This is a genomic window from Microcoleus vaginatus PCC 9802, from assembly GCA_022701275.1.
In the GTDB taxonomy this organism is placed as follows: domain Bacteria; phylum Cyanobacteriota; class Cyanobacteriia; order Cyanobacteriales; family Microcoleaceae; genus Microcoleus; species Microcoleus vaginatus_A.
Genome location: CP031740.1, coordinates 3,877,831 through 3,895,431 on the forward strand (window position 1 = coordinate 3,877,831; position 17,601 = coordinate 3,895,431).

At 43.7% G+C, this 17,601-nt stretch carries 14 protein-coding genes; 6 read left to right on the plus strand and 8 right to left on the minus strand.

The window, feature by feature from the left end; translation table 11 throughout:
- Positions 1-102 precede the first annotated feature (102 nt).
- On the minus strand, positions 103-1,503 hold the full coding sequence (locus D0A34_15800) for a DUF2157 domain-containing protein (protein ID UNU20145.1): 1,401 nt from the start codon (positions 1,501-1,503) through the stop codon (positions 103-105).
- Between the two features lie 338 nt (positions 1,504-1,841).
- Here D0A34_15800 and D0A34_15805 point away from each other — a divergent pair, with 338 nt between their 5' ends.
- Entirely contained in the window at positions 1,842-2,435 is a 594-nt protein-coding gene (locus tag D0A34_15805) for a Uma2 family endonuclease (protein ID UNU20146.1), read from the plus strand.
- Positions 2,436-2,858: 423 nt separating this feature from the next.
- On the opposite strand, the gene D0A34_15810 is transcribed toward D0A34_15805, so the two are convergent.
- The gene (locus D0A34_15810) at positions 2,859-3,437 is read right to left on the minus strand and encodes a hypothetical protein (protein UNU20147.1); all 579 of its coding nucleotides are present in this window, start codon (positions 3,435-3,437) and stop codon (positions 2,859-2,861) included.
- A 345-nt stretch (positions 3,438-3,782) separates the two neighbouring features.
- On the opposite strand from D0A34_15810, the gene D0A34_15815 reads away from it, so the two are divergent.
- Entirely contained in the window at positions 3,783-4,865 is a 1,083-nt protein-coding gene (locus D0A34_15815) for an IS630 family transposase (GenBank protein UNU20148.1), read from the plus strand.
- A 30-nt stretch (positions 4,866-4,895) separates the two neighbouring features.
- On the opposite strand, the gene D0A34_15820 is transcribed toward D0A34_15815, so the two are convergent.
- The 3 genes from D0A34_15820 to D0A34_15830 all read right to left on the minus strand — a co-directional run bounded on the left by D0A34_15820 (position 4,896) and on the right by D0A34_15830 (position 7,828).
- On the minus strand, positions 4,896-6,341 hold the full coding sequence (locus D0A34_15820) for a hypothetical protein (GenBank protein UNU20149.1): 1,446 nt from the start codon (positions 6,339-6,341) through the stop codon (positions 4,896-4,898).
- 480 nt (positions 6,342-6,821) lie between these two features.
- The gene (locus D0A34_15825; GenBank protein UNU20150.1) at positions 6,822-7,532 is read right to left on the minus strand and encodes a DUF547 domain-containing protein; all 711 of its coding nucleotides are present in this window, start codon (positions 7,530-7,532) and stop codon (positions 6,822-6,824) included.
- 47 nt (positions 7,533-7,579) lie between these two features.
- The gene (locus D0A34_15830) at positions 7,580-7,828 is read right to left on the minus strand and encodes a pentapeptide repeat-containing protein (GenBank protein ID UNU20151.1); all 249 of its coding nucleotides are present in this window, start codon (positions 7,826-7,828) and stop codon (positions 7,580-7,582) included.
- Between the two features lie 255 nt (positions 7,829-8,083).
- Here D0A34_15830 and D0A34_15835 point away from each other — a divergent pair, with 255 nt between their 5' ends.
- Entirely contained in the window at positions 8,084-9,562 is a 1,479-nt protein-coding gene (locus D0A34_15835; protein UNU20152.1) for a bifunctional orotidine-5'-phosphate decarboxylase/orotate phosphoribosyltransferase, read from the plus strand.
- A gap of 181 nt (positions 9,563-9,743) precedes the next feature.
- On the opposite strand, the gene leuB is transcribed toward D0A34_15835, so the two are convergent.
- Positions 9,744-10,829 carry a 3-isopropylmalate dehydrogenase gene (gene leuB, locus D0A34_15840; GenBank protein ID UNU20153.1) on the minus strand — a complete coding sequence of 362 codons (1,086 nt, stop codon included), beginning with the start codon at positions 10,827-10,829 and terminating at the stop codon, positions 9,744-9,746.
- A gap of 210 nt (positions 10,830-11,039) precedes the next feature.
- On the opposite strand from leuB, the gene D0A34_15845 reads away from it, so the two are divergent.
- Positions 11,040-12,245: a DUF4336 domain-containing protein gene (locus D0A34_15845; GenBank protein UNU20154.1), complete on the plus strand. Its 1,206-nt coding sequence runs from the start codon at positions 11,040-11,042 to the stop codon at positions 12,243-12,245.
- Between the two features lie 427 nt (positions 12,246-12,672).
- On the opposite strand, the gene D0A34_15850 is transcribed toward D0A34_15845, so the two are convergent.
- A complete protein-coding gene (locus tag D0A34_15850; GenBank protein UNU20155.1) occupies positions 12,673-14,466 on the minus strand; it encodes a metallophosphoesterase in 1,794 nt (597 codons plus the stop codon).
- A gap of 308 nt (positions 14,467-14,774) precedes the next feature.
- Here D0A34_15850 and D0A34_15855 point away from each other — a divergent pair, with 308 nt between their 5' ends.
- Both D0A34_15855 and D0A34_15860 read left to right on the plus strand, forming a co-directional pair.
- Positions 14,775-15,752 carry an acetamidase gene (locus D0A34_15855; protein ID UNU20156.1) on the plus strand — a complete coding sequence of 326 codons (978 nt, stop codon included), beginning with the start codon at positions 14,775-14,777 and terminating at the stop codon, positions 15,750-15,752.
- 159 nt (positions 15,753-15,911) lie between these two features.
- Complete coding sequence (locus tag D0A34_15860; protein ID UNU20157.1) at positions 15,912-16,196, plus strand: hypothetical protein; 285 nt, start codon at positions 15,912-15,914, stop codon at positions 16,194-16,196.
- 252 nt (positions 16,197-16,448) lie between these two features.
- On the opposite strand, the gene galT is transcribed toward D0A34_15860, so the two are convergent.
- The gene (galT, locus tag D0A34_15865; protein UNU20158.1) at positions 16,449-17,471 is read right to left on the minus strand and encodes a galactose-1-phosphate uridylyltransferase; all 1,023 of its coding nucleotides are present in this window, start codon (positions 17,469-17,471) and stop codon (positions 16,449-16,451) included.
- Positions 17,472-17,601 lie beyond the last annotated feature (130 nt).

Consider the following 17,601-nt stretch of genomic DNA (forward strand, 5'->3'; position numbering starts at 1 on the left):
TATTGGGAATTGGTTTGCAGAATAATATCGTTGACCTTTGAATGGCATAATAATCTTCCGAGTGCAGTGCAAGGGGGACGATCGCACTATAGTAGAATGCTCCTATTCAGCGGGGATTTTTGCGAAGTGGCGCTCGAACCACAAACCCGCAGCAATTACGCCAATTCCGCACAAAACAAAGACAAAAGATTTGAGCAACAATCCTGTATTATATTCAAACACTCGGCTGATAAGTTGCAGGGTGATTAATACCATGCCTCCCCAAAAAATCTGGCGGTTTCCTAATGCTAAACCTTCTCGGATTAAGCCGATAGCGAGCAGAAATAATAAAACATTGAACAGAAAGGTCGCTAATTGAGGAATGGGAGTAAAATTGAGGTGAAAAAGCGGTATAAAGGCGCTGGCGAGGATTAAAATGCCGATCGCACTTGTAGTCAAATCCAGTGCTTTTTGTTTTGGTCGCCGCAGTTCCAAACGTCCCAAGCGCAGCCACTCAAACACCGTGAAACCGCCCAAAACAGCCACATTTGCCAGCAAAACCCAATCGGACTCAGTTGGCGAAGGATTCGGCGAATCCCGCCACAACCAGTGGAAAGAAAGAAAATAAAACAAACTGGCGAGAAACAGCAGTGCTAAACTGCGGGCGGTAGGTTGAAACAGCCTGCTGTGTACCTTCGGCCAGATTGCATCGTCGTATCCCCACAGCAAAGCGGGCGGTAAAGCACAAAAAATTGCTGCACCCCAGGTGGGATTTAACCCTTGGACAATAGAAACTTGTAGGGAAAAAATTATCGCGATCGCACCTATGGCAAAAATAGCACGCGATCGACACCAATAAGCCAGCGGCACAAACATTATACTGGCTGCGATCGGCATTTGCCGCACCAAAACTTCCAGCCAAGAAAACTCGACTTTGGAAGACCAATCTAACACGGCCAGCCAATAGCCTAAACCGACTAAAAGTGCGGACAAAACGCCCAAGGAAGTCAACCGCAAACTGTAAGCCATTCCGAGGACGCCGATTCCCCAAGTGAGGTAAAGTCCGTAGGAAGAACCGCCAATGTGAAACATTTGTGCCATCAAAGCCATATTTGCTCCTAAAATCAGAGATCCTAACAGCAACAATCCTTCACCTAGGAGTTTGTTTCGCCCTATTGTTATGGGCAAATTGAGATTGGAGTTTTGGCTTCGGGATGGGGGAATGCGCCACAGATAGAAACCTGCTGCATTGACTGCTACGAAAAGACTTAGCAGCAGCGCAACTCTCACTTCGCGCGACCAAACTTGCCAGTTTGCGGCTACAAAGGTGATGACTCCTATACCGAGGAGAATGCCGCCGAGACTGATGAGAATGCTGAGGAAACGGTTGCGGGAGGCGGTTTCGAGTGTGTTGAATTGGTAGCGTTCCGAAAGTTGTTGGTAGAATGAAGTGTCGATGAGTCCTTCTGCTTGCCAGAGTTTGGCTTGTTCGCGCAACTCGCGTCGAAATTTATCTGAAATCATTTTTAATATTCCAGAGGATTTGAACTCAATACGGTTCAGTTAAGCCCGATCCCCCCTAGCCCCCCTTAAGAAGGGGGGGACAAGAACTTACTCAAAGTCCCCCTTCTTAAGGGGGATTTAGGGGGATCTCCGAGGAATAAACAGTTTTAACTGAACCGTATTGGATTTGAACTGTGATAGTTTTTAATATGTCACTTGTGGGTTGATTGTCGATGGAGGCTGGGACACCTGTCTAACTTGCACAGCAGATTTGATTGAGCTCTTTCGGCGGTTGAAACCGTTTCTATATAAACAAACTCCCAGCAGCAAGGGACGAATAAATTAAGGAAGGTAATTTTATGGTACAAGCTCAATCTAAAAAATTAACTTTTGACGAGTACCTTAATTACTCAAATGATACGGATCAACGCTATGAGTTAATTGATGGGGAGTTAATCGCTTTGCCGCCAGAATCTGAACCTAATAATTTCATTGCTAACTATCTATTTTTCTATCTGGCTAGCAGCGGGCTAGTGCCACTTAGACTGATTAAAACGCATAATTGCGAGGTTCAAGTTGCCGTTTTGCGATCGGGAGATGCCGCCAACCGCTACCCCGATTTGATAATTCTGGAACCTGAACACATTCCGCTGACAGCAACCAGGCTAACTATCACCTTCGATATGTTGCCTCCTCGGTTTGTTGTGGAGGTAGTCAGTCCGGGTAGACTGGGCAGGGATCGGGATTACGATCGCAAACGAGCTCAGTACGCAGCGCGGGGCATTGCAGAGTATTGGGTTATCGATCCAATTGAACAAGTTGTGACGGTTTTGCGGCTTGAGAATGGGCAATATGTTGAGGTTGGGGTATTTCGGGATGGAGAGGCGATAGTATCTCCGATGTTTCCACAGCTAAGTTTGACGGTTCAACAGATTTTGAGTGGAGAGGTTTAAGGGCGGATCGATAGCTAATTGGTTAGCATTCATCTAACCACCTACCGATTAGTGAAAATCTCCACCCTCAACCTGATTAAGGCCATGTTTCAATCCCTGATAGGGATTTAGGTTGATTGCAACCTGTAAGTTTCGCTAACAGTCACACCATTTTTAGATAGTGACGTGAGAATATCACCAACCTTACTTTGCTAAATAAATCTAGGCGGGGAAAATCCTATTTCCCCGCCTAAAGCCTGCAACCCTTACACATGAGAAAACGCACTTATCCTGATTTAGAGCCTCAAATAAAGATAGGCGGGGATAGTCACATTTCCCCGCCTATAGCTTGTAATCTTTACCACCACGTTCAACATCTATGATTAAAACCTCTCAAAGAACTCAATTTACTTCAATGAAAGTTCGAGAGGCTAAGTCATAAAATTATTCTATATCACTGTGTCTATATCCTATAAGCTTTTTAGAACCATTGTCTTTTAAAGTTCCTAATTCACTTATTCTTTTTTCTAATCCACCTTGAATCATTTCTTTTGTAGATACAAAACACCAATCAAGTAATTCAATCCAAGTATCATCAATATCGAGGTCTATTGGTGGGAAAGTTCTTTTTTTATTGTTGTCTAAAACTTCCACAATAAATGAATTATTGTGGTGTTTAAAAGCCATAAGAAGAGCTACCCCTGATGGTGGGGCTAAGCCTTTTTCAATAAAAATACGACCAGAATTATTGCTATTAAAATGTGCTACAGGTATCGAAATTAGTAGCCAGAATTCAAAAAAGCCGTTATCTTTTATAGTGATCGAGTCTTCAACACGACATTTAGGAAGTGAACTTTCTCCTTCAGGATTGGCAAAAGATATATTATCACTACTTCCAAGGTCGTGAACTAACTTTGTACGAAGTTGATCCATGAATATAAAATTTTTATTTAAATACTCATAAGTTTTTTTCTGATCGGTCTCGACAATTTCTATTAATTCCTGCATTTTTGATTTTGACATTGCTTTGCTCTCTAACTTAAAATTATTTTTTATTATATCATTTACACCCTCTCTCTAAAAATCCGTAACTTTTAGCAACATCACGAGTGTGAAGCAAAAAATCTAGACCGCCACCGCTGCGACCGACACTGCCTGCCACCGCTCCGACCGTGCCAGCCTCTCCGACCGCTCCGACCGTGCCAGCGCTGCGATCATAGCAGCATGATGTTTAACGTAAAAAAGCTACACCGAAAGCTTCGATAGCTCTCACTAAAATTTAGTTGTTGCATAGATATAGCGATCGCAAATGGTTTGTAAACCATCAATTATGTAGAATGAGGTAGGTGAATCTAAGTAGGAGTCGAAATGTCACCCAATAAATCGTCAGAAAAATTCGGAGAGCATGAAGTCCAAGCTTTATTAGAACTAGAAAGTTTTATTGCCAGTAATCCCGACCCAAGAGAACTAAAAAGAGCCGTAGCTGTCCGCATGCTAATGGAAGGTATCTGGCGAGAAACCATTCAAACTATTTTAGGAGTATCATCTCCCTTTATCAGCAAGTGGAAAATCAATTATGCGTTGCAGGGAATTGAAGGATTGCGCTTAAAACATCAAGGTTCGCAGGGACAACTTAAGCCAGAAGAACGAGAGGAAATTATCCAATGGTTAACCAATCAAAACCACTGGGATTTATCCGCCCTAGAAAACTATATAGCCGAGCGGTATCAGATTGAGTTTCAATCTAAAACCAGCTACTATCAACTCTTTAAGTCAGCCGGAATTAGCTGGAAAAAGTCTCAAAAAAAGAACCCCAAACGGGATGAAGAACTGGTCAAAAAAAAGCATGAAGAAATTTGTAAAAATCTTGAAGAACACCGGGAAGCTATAGAGTCGGGAACGCTGGTGGTGTATTTAATTGATGAGTGCCATCTCCTGTGGGGAGATGTCTGTGGTTATCTTTGGGGAAAGCGCAATGAGAGGATAGAAATACCGCTAGTGAATGAAAGAGAAAAACAAACTTATTATGGCGCAATAAATCTTTTAAGAAAACAGTTGGTTCTGCGAGAATATGCGAGTGCAAATTCCGAAAATACGGTCGCTTTCCTCAAGGATTTACAATCTTTAAATCCGGCAGCGCGACATTTGATTATTTGGGATGGAGCTAGCTATCACAGATATAAAGAGATGAAAGCTTATCTAGAAGAAATTAATCTCGGTAAGGAGAAGGATGAATGGCCTTTAACTTGTATATTGTTTGCTCCCACTGCTCCCGAGCAGAATCCCGTAGAAGATATTTGGCTAAATGCCAAGACTGGGTTGAGAAAATTTGGGAAGCGTCTGAGTTCTTTTTCCTTAGTTAAATGGTTCTTTAATTTTACCATACAGGAGCAAAGTTTTGACTTTCCCAAGCTACACAAATTTGGTAATTTTGAGCCAACATTCTCATGAAACTACTGCTCGCTCGAACTCTCAATCGATTTATGAATGATTTACGATCGCTATATAATATCTTTTTAAAAACTTGTTTTCATTAATGATAGTTTGTATATTAGATTGATTCACTATCTCCTGGATTGTTTTACCACTATCAACTTCTATAAGAAATAAAATATTATATAAGTCTTGATATTTACTGTAAATCTTTTCAATTACAGCATTGTAGCTGTTATTTATTCCTGATGTAGATGTAAATTTTAATATAATTCTATATGAAAGATGTGTAGTAGTATGGTATAAATTTATAACTTTTTCTTTAGGTGCATATTTCACCCTTAAAGGACTATTATTCAAATATTGCTCAAGTAATTCTAATAAAATAAGCTGTCCTTTTTCTTCCTCTTTAGGTTCTCTTCCAGGTCTATAAAAAGCACGCTCTAATCCTAAGTTTACTAATTCACGAAAGTGTTCACATATTTTTTCAACAATTTCTTTGTTATTAATAAAATTTTTACCACTCGAATCGGTAAGTTTCAGAGGAAAACGTTCAGCATAGTTTCTAGCGGTATCATGCCATTTAAACACATCGTTAGGATCGTTTTTAAAGTCGTATGATTTCGCCTCTTTAGCTTTATATTTGCTAATAAAATCCTTCATTATTTCAGGATGTTTAAGAACAACATCTCTAAAAACAGTTTTATTTTTAGTAAGTTGTTTATATGATGGTGATAAATAAGTGTATTTAGTAATCTTTTTATTTATATAATTTCTAAGTTCATAATTATGATATGTTACACGCTCTCTGTCTTCCCAAGAACGAGCAACTGGAAGCGAAGTTAATATATCTTCAGGTACTAAAAGAAAACCTTGACCAGGGTTTGCGTGAATTCGAGTTGAACAACAAGGTAAACTATCATAATTTTCCCCACCAATCAATGTTGATTTTTTCGATGTTGGTAAATTTAAATCTTTAGCAATACGACGTGAAAATTGGACTAAATCTGATAACAATATCCAAAATATCATGTCACTAATTCTATCAGCACCATACTTTTGTTCAAAAACTCCTGCTAGTTCAAAAATAATAGGATCTTTTATTCCTTTTTTCACTATATCTATAACAGTTGTTGATAAGTTTGTTGCTAGTTTAGGGCCAATCCCTTTACCTGAATTATGATTGATTGAATATCCTAATCCTGTAAGGGGTATTTCAGGAAATTTTAAATTTTCAATAATCTCAGCTTTTTTTAACGTTTTTTCTTCACAATCATCTTGATATTCTAAAAATTTCAAGATGTTTTTTAAGACATTATCAAAATAATTTAAAACTGTTTGATCTGTACCTTGTAATTCTTTAACAGATGTGTGTGGTAATAACCTTGGATCTACATACAACTCAGAGTCGATGTCAACGAATCCATTATAAACATTATACTCTCTTAATAATGTTGGAGAAATTTGAAATATATCACTAATTCTTTGAGGCATATTTTTAATAATAACTGTTTAAAAATTTTATGATTTTCCGATTAAAAACCTATAATAATTTATCTGTAATACACATCAACTATTTACTTAATAATTCTAAACTTTATCAGACGGGTCTAGTGTCAGATTTTCACTCACACCTGTGACGCAAAAAAGCTAGAGCGCTCCGACCTCTCCGACCGACACTGCCTGCCACCGCTCCGACCGTGCCACCTAGCCACCGCTCCGACTGTTGCGACCGTGCCACCGTGCCAGCCGTGCAGCCGTGCCATCGGTGCGAGTGCAAGTGCGAATGCAGCCGTGCCTATGCCAGCGCTGCGAGTGAAGCCGTGAGAGTCGATCGCCGTGCAGCCGTGAGAGTCGATCGCCGCGTTGCCTCGGAGTCATCCGATCGCACTGTTGAATCTGGCAATTTGAAGGGGTAACGACAGACTAAAAAAATTACCCCCTCAAAAAAACACCTATCCACTTCCGCAAATTTTATCCTTCAACCCGATTCAAATTCCAGTCATAGGGCAAAAAAACGATCGCCCATCCATCACCCACAGCCGCCTCCGGCCCCAAATAACCGCCCACATACTCAGCCACCGAACCCGCCGCCTTTACAAAATCCTCGCCGTACCACTTAAAAATCTTGCTCAAATAAAGCGTCTTTTTCTGGGCATCATATCGCACCTTATCAGGATTGTGAATAAAACGGCTCGCATCTGCTTCTAGTTGAGTCCGTACCGACTCCGGGAAATAAGCCCCGCGACGCAGCAGCGGGCACCCGACAGAAGCGCAAACTAATGCAAAATGGATGCGCGGTTCCGCAAATTCCGGCCGCAAAATTGCGTGTTCGATTTGATTGAGACTGTACTTTTTGCCGCCAACAATCACATTTGAACGGGTGAAAAAATCCAAAAAACTCAGCCAGTTGGGAATTCCCAAAACTTTGGGACGGATCGACGCGATCGGATATACTTCCAGAACTTGAGAAATTGCGATCGCATTGTACGCATTCAGCCACAACGCCAGCCGCGCATCCGCATCAGTACATTCCGCCAAATCCACATCCGCCAAACTTTCCAGCCACGCCCTCAAAACATCGGCCCCCTCAGCTTTCCAGCCCCGATAATTGACGCGGCCGAAATCGTCAACGTAGCGTTGCAGCAACTCCTCCCAAATCCTAAAGTCGATCGTAGCGATCATTTATTACTATCCATAATATAAGGCGGGCATTGCTTTAACTTCTGCTTCTATTTAATACTACCGTCAACCCAAATAACACCTGCAACGGTAGTATTTTTTAGATTAACCCCCTCAAACGGGCTCTGGATTAAATTAACTAGAGTCAAATTAGCGCCTTGTAAATTAGCTTGCCACAAACAAGCCCCGCTCAAATTTGCCCCCGATAAATTAGCTTCTCTAAAATTTGCTTCTCTCAAATCTGCCCCTTGCAAATCCGCATTTGCTAAACTCGCGTGCCCCAGGGGAATGTGGATCAAATCGCCGCCCGGACACTGGTTAGTTTAGCACAACTAATTGACTTGCTGAGGGTTAGGTGCAATCACTGGTTTAGCCAACCAGAAAATCATTCCCCATTAAACTGCTCCCAAAGTTACAGATTTCCTGCTCTTTACATTCTACAATCTTAAAAGATTCTTAATTTCAATTTCAACGGGGATCGGTTTCTTCCGGCACAACACCAATCCCACTTTGACCTGCAATTTTTTTAATTCCCCTTACCTTCTTAACACACTATGAGCGATCGAACCGACTTTTTCGATAAACTGTTAGCGGCTGTTGAAACTAATCAAAGTTTGCTGTATTTAGCCCTCGATCCAGACCCGGAAACCTTGCCCCCGCTGGTTTCGATGACTGGGGAGGAAACTCAAAGTTTTGTAACTGATTTGTTGGCAAAGCTAAAAAGTGCGATCGACCAAACAGCCGATTTAATCTGTGCCTGCAAAATCACCCTCGGTTTTTACCAATCTCTCGGTATTCCCGGTTGGGCATTGCTGCAAGAAATTTTAACAATTATTCCCCCTCACCTGCCAGTAATTTTAGATGCCAAACACTGCGATTTAAACAGCAGCACAGTGTTTGCCAAAATTGTATTTCAAGACTGGCGAGTTGACGCTATTACTTTAAGTCCCTATCCCGGATTCGACCAAGTAGCGCCTTTTTTGTTATACGCTGGAAAAACTGTTTTTGTCCTCTGTGCCACCGCCAACCCGTCAGCGGCGGATTTGCAAGAATACCCGACGCCAAACAACCCTTTTTATTTGCAATTAGTCCGACTCTCTCAAACTTGGGGAACTCCCGAAAAACTAGGTTTAGAAGTAGGAGTAATGCCGGATATGTTAGCTCGCATCCGCAAAGAGGCTCCTGAACGCCTAATTTTAGTCGAAGGAGACATCCCCGTAGAAAATGACCTCACAGAAGAAAACGACCTCGCACAACTGCTGGCGGCTGGTTTAAGCAAGAATGGTGAAGATTTATTGCTGCCAGTCCCCCCGAGTTTATTAGCGGGAAAAGAGCCGCGCCGAGAAATTGAGAAATTGCGGGATAGTATTAATCAACAGAGGCTAAAGGCGATCGAAGGTAGCCCCACTTGCGAATTGTGGCTGCCGGATGTTTGCTTTTTGCAACCGGAACCTCACCGCGATTTAATCTTGCAACTTTATGACATCGGCTGCGTAGTTTTTGGCGACCACGTACAAGCATCGGGCGCCGTATTTCCATATTACATCGACTTGCGGAAAATAATTTCTATTCCGCAGATTTTCCATCAAATTGTCAGCGCTTATGCAGACATTCTCAAGGATTTAAAATTCGATCGCATTGCCGGAATTCCCTACGGTTCTTTACCCACAGCAACGGGTTTAGCATTGCGGATGGAACGCCCGATGATTTTCCCGCGTAAGGAGGTGAAAACTTACGGGGCGGGCAAATTGATTGAGGGGCATTTTCAGGCAGGAGAAACGATTGTGGTAGTCGATGATATTTTGATTAGTGGCAAAAGCGTGATGGAAGGCGCGGGCAAGTTAAAATCGGCGGGGTTGAATGTGGAAGATATTGTAGTATTGATCGACCACGAACAGGGAGTTAAAGATAAATTGCAGGCTAATGGTTATCGCGCACATTCTGTGCTAGCGCTTTCGGAAATTGCTCAAACTTTGTATCAAGCAAATCGCATCGATACCGAGCAATTCAATCTTTTGACAGCGGAACATTAAACCCCAATTCCTGTAGGGGCGGGTTTTACCAACCATCAGGGCCAAAAATTAATAATTTTATAAACCCGCCCCCACTAAATGTACATTTTTTCCCTTGTCTCATTGGGCTTGTTTTAATGGAGGCAGAGCCTCCTGAAATGCGTTACCAGGCTCTGCCTGGGAACGAGTAAAGGTAAATAGATCAACCTTGCAAAACTTCAATTAAAGCATCGCCCATTGCCCGACAGCCGACGAGTTTCATGCCTTCCGACATGATATCGCCAGTGCGATAACCTCGATCCAAAACTTCGACAACGGCTTGCTCGAGTTTATTAGCAGCTTCCGGTTGATTTAAGGCGTAGCGCAGCATCATTGCCGCGCTTAAAACTTGGGCGATGGGATTAGCTTTATCTTGTCCGGCGATGTCTGGTGCGGAACCGTGCACGGGTTCAAAAACTCCCGGCCCACTGGCTCCCAAACTAGCAGAAGGCAGCATCCCAATGCTACCAGTTAGCATCGCCGCCGCATCGGAAAGAATGTCGCCGAATAAATTGCCGGTGACAATTGTATCGAACTGTTTCGGCCAGCGAATTAACTGCATGGCTGCATTGTCAACATAGAGGTGAGAAAGTTCGACATCAGGGTATTCTGAAGAAAGGGCAATAATACGATCGCGCCACAGTTGCGAAACATCCAAAACATTCGCTTTATCAACGGAACACAGCCTTTTCCCGCGCTTCCTGGCCGTCTCAAAAGCAACTCGCCCGATTCTGTCAATTTCCGACTCGGTGTAAGCCATCGTATTAACACCGCGTTTTTCGCCTGTTTCCGTCTCAAAAATACCTTTCGGTTTGCCAAAATAAATGCCGCCTGTGAGTTCGCGGATGACCATAATATCCACGCCTTCGACAACTTCCCGTTTCAAACTAGAAGCATCAACCAATTGCGGTAAAATAGTCGCAGGACGCAAATTTGCAAATAATCCCAATCCGGCGCGAAGTCCTAATAATCCCGTTTCCGGCCGCTGTTCGCGGGGCAAATTATCCCACTTGTAACCGCCAATTGCTGCCAACAATACTGCATCGCAGTTGCGGCATTTTTCCAGTGTTTCTTCTGGCAGCGGATTGCCTGTTGCATCAATAGCAGCGCCGCCCATTAAAGCTTCTTGAAATTCAAAGCCGATGTCCAATTGTTGACCGACAAGTTTCAGGACATCTACCGCCACAGCGATAATTTCAGGGCCGATGCCGTCTCCTGGTAAAAGAGTGATGCGGTAGTTTTGAGTCATATCTACTAAGTTGAGAAATTTTGGCGAGCTTATCATTGTATCAGGACAAGTCAGCTAAAAATTCATTCTCGATCTCTTAGTCTGCAGAGGCAGACTTCGTTTGACTCTAAAGCGGTTTCAACCGCCGATTGATCAAGACGATAAGTTAATCTATAACTAAGAATAGTTCGATCGCACGCACGTACAAAAAAATCGGCAAGGAGTCGCGCAGTGGCAGAGGGCGAAGGCATACCAACATCAGCACAGATTGATTCTCGGGACTATTCTTGGGCCTTTTGGCCGGTCGTCCCCCTCTATCCCTACAGCAAGCGGCGCACCATCCGCAAGGAAATAGTTAAAGATACAATCTGGACTTTTGACCAGCTACAAGGCATTTTCTACGTAGTCGTCCCGATTCGGATGACAGTAATTAAACTAGAACCCGAAGGCCTTCTCGTCTACGCCCCCGTTGCACCGACTCCTGAGTGCATCCGCTTGGTAAAGGAGTTAGTAGCAGAGCACGGCGAGGTGAAGTACATCCTGCTGACAACGGTTTCGGGGATCGAGCACAAAGTTTTTGTCGGCCCCTTTGCGAGGTGTTTTCCCGAAGCGCAGGTGTTGGTCGCCCCGCAGCAGTGGAGTTTCCCCATGAATTTGCCGCTGAGTTGGCTGGGTGTACCCGCCAAACGCACCTCTGTACTGCCCTTTGACAGCAGCAACACGCCCTTAGCCGATCAATTTGACTGGGCAATTCTCGGCCCCCTCGACCTCGGTTTGGGCAAATTTGCTGAAGTTGCCTTATTTCACAGGCGATCGCGCACGCTGATGCTAACAGATTCCATAGTTTCGATTCCCGAAAATCCGCCCGCGATCGTCCAACTCGACTCGTACCCGCTGCTATTTCACGCCAAAGACAGCGCCTTGGACACGGTGGCAGACACCCACGAAAATCGGCGCAAAGGGTGGCAGAGAATCGCCTTATTTGCCATGTATTTTACGCCTAGCGTGCTGGAAGTGCCGCGGTGGTCGGAGGTATTTGCCAGGGCGCGCCAAGCGCCAGAACGCTCTAGAAAAGCTTATTTCGGGTTGTATCCGTTCAAGTGGAAAACACATTGGGAGCGATCGTTTGAGGCTTTGCGGGGAGGAGGGCGGTTGTTTGTCGCGCCGATTTTGCAGACATTGATTCTCAACCGCGCGCCGAGGGAAACTCTCGATTGGGTGGATAAAGTGGCGAGTTGGGACTTTGAAAAAATTGTACCTTGTCACTTCGATGGTGCGATCGACTCCCGGCCGCGTGAATTTCGGCAAGCATTCTCGTTTCTCGAAAAACACTCGCCTGTTAATTCTTTACCAGAAGACGATTTTAAATTGCTCAGGCAGATTGATGCGGGTTTGAATAAAATTGGTGTTGTGCCACCGGCTAAAGACAAGGTTTAATCTTACATCTTGCACCATTTTCAAGAACAGGCAAGATGCCTGTTCCACAATAAAATTGAGTTTTGTGGAACGGGCATCTTGCCCGTTGCGAAACAGGTAATTGAGAATAGTGCAACATCTCAGTTTAATCTTACATCTTGCACCATTTTCAAGAACAGGCAAGATGCCTGTTCCACAAAGAATTAATTTCTTTCTTGTGGAACGGGCATCTTGCCCGTTGCGAAACAGGTAATTGAGAATAGTGCAACATCTCAGTTTAATCTTACATCTTGCACCATTTTCAAGAACAGGCAAGATGCCTGTTCCACAAAGAATGAATTTCTTTCTTGTGGAACGGGCATCTTGCCCGTTGCTAAACAGCTAATTGAGAATAGTGCAACATCTCAGTTGACTCAGATATCTGTAGGGACACGGAAAGGCCGTTTCCTTACCCGTCGCACTTAAACTCATCAAACTTCACCACTTCCGACTCCGGTTTCCGCGTATCAAAATAATAGCTACTCACAACACCACTACCCGTATCAAAAATAGTAAAAGCCGTAATATCGTTGCTATCAATATACGGCAGCGGCTGCCCGTCTTCTGCCAACAAAGGCGCAACAGTCGGCACCACAGCTTCCAATCCGTTCGGGTCTCCAATTGCGCTGTAATCTTCCCGATATGCCGGCGGCACAAATCGGCGCTTTTCCCCCGCAAAAGCACCGTAACTGTTGCCAACATTAGAAGTCTCCAAAAAGTGCATTCCGCTGGAACTTACAAACCGATTCCACAAGTGCGAATGTCCGTAAAATACCAACTGCACTCCCGCTGTTTCTAGCAGTGGCACTACATCCCGAATCAGATAATCTTGCTGTTTTGGATACTCGTAACGCACCATTTTAATCTCGCCATTCTCAGCGCGATCGACTATTTGCACTGGATCAGTATAAGCAGGTACAATATTGTCGCCCAGAGAATGCGGCGGGTGGTGAAACATCACAATTTTATATTTTGCCTGCTGGAATTCCGCACTCTTTAACTCTTGTTGCAGCCAATTATATTGAGCGCTGCCCTTGACAATCGGCTCAAAAATATGCTGTCCGTATCCCCATTTTTCGGGATTATTAAAATCTTCGTCCCGTTCGCGATACCTGCCTCTCGCACCCGGATCTAAATTCGGAGTTCGCCAGATATTCGTGGCATACAAAGTAACTAACCGCACGTCGCCAAAAGTCACAGCATAGTAATTTTTTCCGCCCGGTAAATTGAAAATTTCGTCATAGGTATCGCTATTAAAAGTATGGTTTTTCAGCCATATTTCCCGCACTGAAGAGTCATTATTGGGATTCAAAGATGCAGCACGTTGAGCGTATATTTTCTCGGCAGCAGCGCGGGGAAAAGAATCACTAAATTGGTCAGCGAGTGTGCTGTTGGTTGCAAACCTGCCCATGATTTCGTGATTGCCAATGGCGGGGAATAAAGGCGCGTGTTGGATCAGTTCGCCACCGCTGTAAACTGTTTTGATGCCGTTTTTGTCGAGTTCGGAAAATGCGCGACCTTGCAGCGCGGGAAAGAAGGCGCGGCCTCGGTAGTCGTCAAACCATTCAGAAGCGCGATCGGGTATATTAATTAAATCCCCAGCCATAAAAACCGCGTCAACTCTCCCAATTGTTTCGGCTACTTTCTGGAGATTTGCTGCTGTCATAGGCATCAATTGATGGTCGGAAGTGAGGAGAATTTTGAGCGCAATTCCTGCTGCTGGTGTCGGAGAAAGAGTGAAAAGTTTGCTGCTGACAGATGCGCCGTCTTTCCTTTGGCTGGTGACTCGATAAGGAATGCGAACACCGGGCATTAAATTGGGGACTTCTGCTTCGTGACGCCAGATGTCGCGGACAATTGGATTGCTGTCAATTATCCTTTGTTTGATTTCATCGGAAATGTGAGAGTCTTTGTCTTCGCGAGTGCGGCTTAGCTTGGTAGTATTTGCCGTCACAGTTTGATTCAAATTTTCGCCGTAAGCAACAGTGTTGCGAGTACCGGGAAACTCAGTGAACCAGACAACTCGCACCGAGTTTACTGTTGGGAGTTGCAAAAACGGATCGGTTAAAAGCTGAGGTTGATTAAGGTAAGATTGCATCATGAAACCTAGCAGTAGGACAATCAAAATCAAAACAGCAAAAAACCAGGGATTGCGGGGCAAATCTCTAGAATTTTTTAATTGATCGGGCAATGGTGTCAACATTAGTCATTAGTTATTAGTCATTAGTCTGAAGAAAAAACAGCCATCGATTTTAGATTCTCGACTGGGAATTTTAAACTACCAAGGTTATCAAAAAGTTAAGAAATTAGTAAAATATCTCACATCTAACAAACTTCAACCATTTTTTCACATCTTCTGATCTCTCTATTCTCTTTCTCTTTCTCTGCGCCCTCTGCGCCCTCTGCGGTTCATTAAAAAAAATCTTTCTCAAAAATGCTTGAGACTTGCGATATAACATTCTTAACACCCTTCCTTCAATCTAAAATCTAAAATCTAAAATCTAAAATCCCATGACTCGCCACCTTCTCAAGGCTAACTGCAACACCGTACACTTGGGCGGTTTTTCTCCGAATATCGAACCTGCTTTAAGGGTGGATTCGGGCGATCGCATCGACATCGAAACCTATTCAGGATATTATGTTGCTGACAAAGCCCCGCCGGAATTTCTCACCCCCGAATTTTTAGATATTTGTCAGAATTTGCCTCCCCACCGCAAAGTTGGCCTCGGGCCCCACTTGTTGACAGGCCCGATTTATGTTAACAATGCCGAACCGGGAGACGTTTTAGAAATTCACATTGAGGATGTTTACCCGACTTTACCAGTCGGATTTAATGCAATTCGCGCCGGGTGGGGAGCTTTACCGGAGTATTTCTCCGAACCTAAATTGCGGTTTATTCCGCTAGATTTACAGCAAAAAACTGCTGAATTTCCCCCAGGTAGCGGCATTCGGATTCCCCTGCATCCTTTTTTTGGAATTATCGGCGTCGCCAATGCCGAAATCAACCGTTCTTCTATTCCTCCAGAGCGCTACGGCGGCAATATGGACAATCAGGAACTCCAAGCAGGAACGCGGTTATTTTTACCTGTTTTTCTGCGAGGCGGTTTACTGTCCATCGGCGACGGACATTCGGCACAAGGAGACGGTGAAGTTGACGGTACTGCCATTGAAACTTCGATGAAGGGAACTATTCAAATCATCTTACGCAAGGATTTTATTCGGATATTTCCGTTTGCAGAAACGCCCACTCATATTGTGATTATGGGATTCGGTAGAACATTAGATGAAGCGTTTGAGATGGCGGTAAAACAGACGATTTATTGGCTCCAAACTTTTGCGGGTTTCAAAGAAGAAGATGCTTATGTTTTGTGTTCCATTGCCGTAAATTTTCGGATTACGCAGGCTGTCAACAATCCTCAGAAAGGAGTTCACGGAATGATGCCCAAGTGTATTTTGCCGGAGATAAAAATTATTGGTCACCGAGTTTGATGTGAAATGATAACACGCGATCGACAAAAAACTTAAGATCGCGATCGCACAAACGACACAAATTTGTCACTGCTGTGGTCGATCGGGATCGCGTTCCTGTTGACAATTAAGCTTAAAATGGGATAATAAGTTACCAGTTCTACCTAAATCGAACTCAACATGAAAAACCAGACTGACGATGTTGCCAAAAAAGATTTAGTCGATCGAGCTTTTGGGAGTGCAGAAATACCAGATCCGACAGCGTGGGTGCACGAACATTATTTTCTGGCTAATTTCGCTCATACTCTGGCCCATATCCAAGAACATATGTCTGAAGACAGTTGCGAAATCGGCGAGAATGGTGATTCGGGCGAGGAAATATTATCGATCGATGCCAAAATTAGAGATATGTTGAGAGCTACTTTTAGCGACGACGGCTGGCAGTATGTCGAAAGTTTATTGTGAGTTTGGTACAATCCCTAAGTATTTGTACCTTCATAATTTGAGCTCGTAAATGATACCAGTTTCACAAAAGAATGCAACTGTAGACGGGTGATCTAAACCCTTAGATCATTCGTTATCCCCAATTTTTTAATCTCAAATATTAAATCTCAAATAATCTCACTTCTCCCCCAAGACAGACTCGCAAATCAGAGTGGCTGCGTGCATTTCCACTACAATTTGACGTAAATTTGACGTATTGTGATGTAGGAGACTTTAGATGGGGGGGAAATTACTGTCGCTAGGAATTTCGATCGATCGCAAAAAGGCGGCACTTTCTTCGGGCAAAGCAGTATTGATAAACATCCCGCTGCCCAACTCAAACCCAGCTTGCTTCGTGACTCTGGGAATAATTGCGATATACCAGTGAAAGTATTTTGTTGACCGTTGGGCGATCGGCACCGATCGAATATTATAGTTGTAATCGGGATTGTTCAATCCGTAATAAAACTTAGCCAGTACAGTTTTTAAAGTATCAGCAAGATCCGTAATTTCCGCATCAGTAATTTCATCAAACGACGAGGAATGGCGGCGCGGAAAAATCCAAGTGTGAAACGGTGAAAGTGCAGCGTAAGGGATAAAAGCCACAAAATGTTCACTCTCACAAATCACTCTTTCCTTCGCCGCTAATTCGTCTTCCAAAGTCCGGCAAAACAGACATTCTCCCGTGTCATCAAAATATCTAATAGCTTCGTCGATGCGGCTGCGAAATTGGCTGGGTACAACGGGCGTCGCTGCTATCTGCGAGTGGGGGTGTTCGAGAGAAGTTCCGGCAGTTTCGCCGTGATTTTTGAAGATAATAATTGTTTCAATGTGGGGATTTTTTCTAATTTCTACATAGCGCTGGCGGTATACTAAAAGTATGTTTGCAACTTCTTCAACACTCAACAAAGCTGTCGTCAAATCGTGTCGCGGGTGTTCGACAATTACTTCGTGCACGCCGATTCCCGCCATCGTGCGGTGAATTCCTGATGATATCCTCATCCATTCTGCTGTCGGGGAGAGGGCGGGATATTTGTTGTGAATTGCCCTGACTTTCCAGCCAGCGCGATCGCCCAAACGGCAAGTTTCTAAGGTTCCGTCTTCCTCATTTCCCACGCAAAACGGGCAATCTGCACGGTGCGGTGGCACTACGGCAGCCCACTTTTTTTTGTTAGCGAATTGATCCGGTCTTGTCGCCCGTTCGGTGGCGATGATTACCCAATCTCTGGTAATTAGATTTTGTCTAAGTTCAGACATTTTCTTACCTTCAGTTTCCGGGTCAATTTGTCTCTTATTTTAGATACATGATTTATGATTTGTCATCGCTTTTTTGTAAAATCTTAATAAATCTTGACTTTTAAATATCCGGCTTGTAGTCTGCTAGATA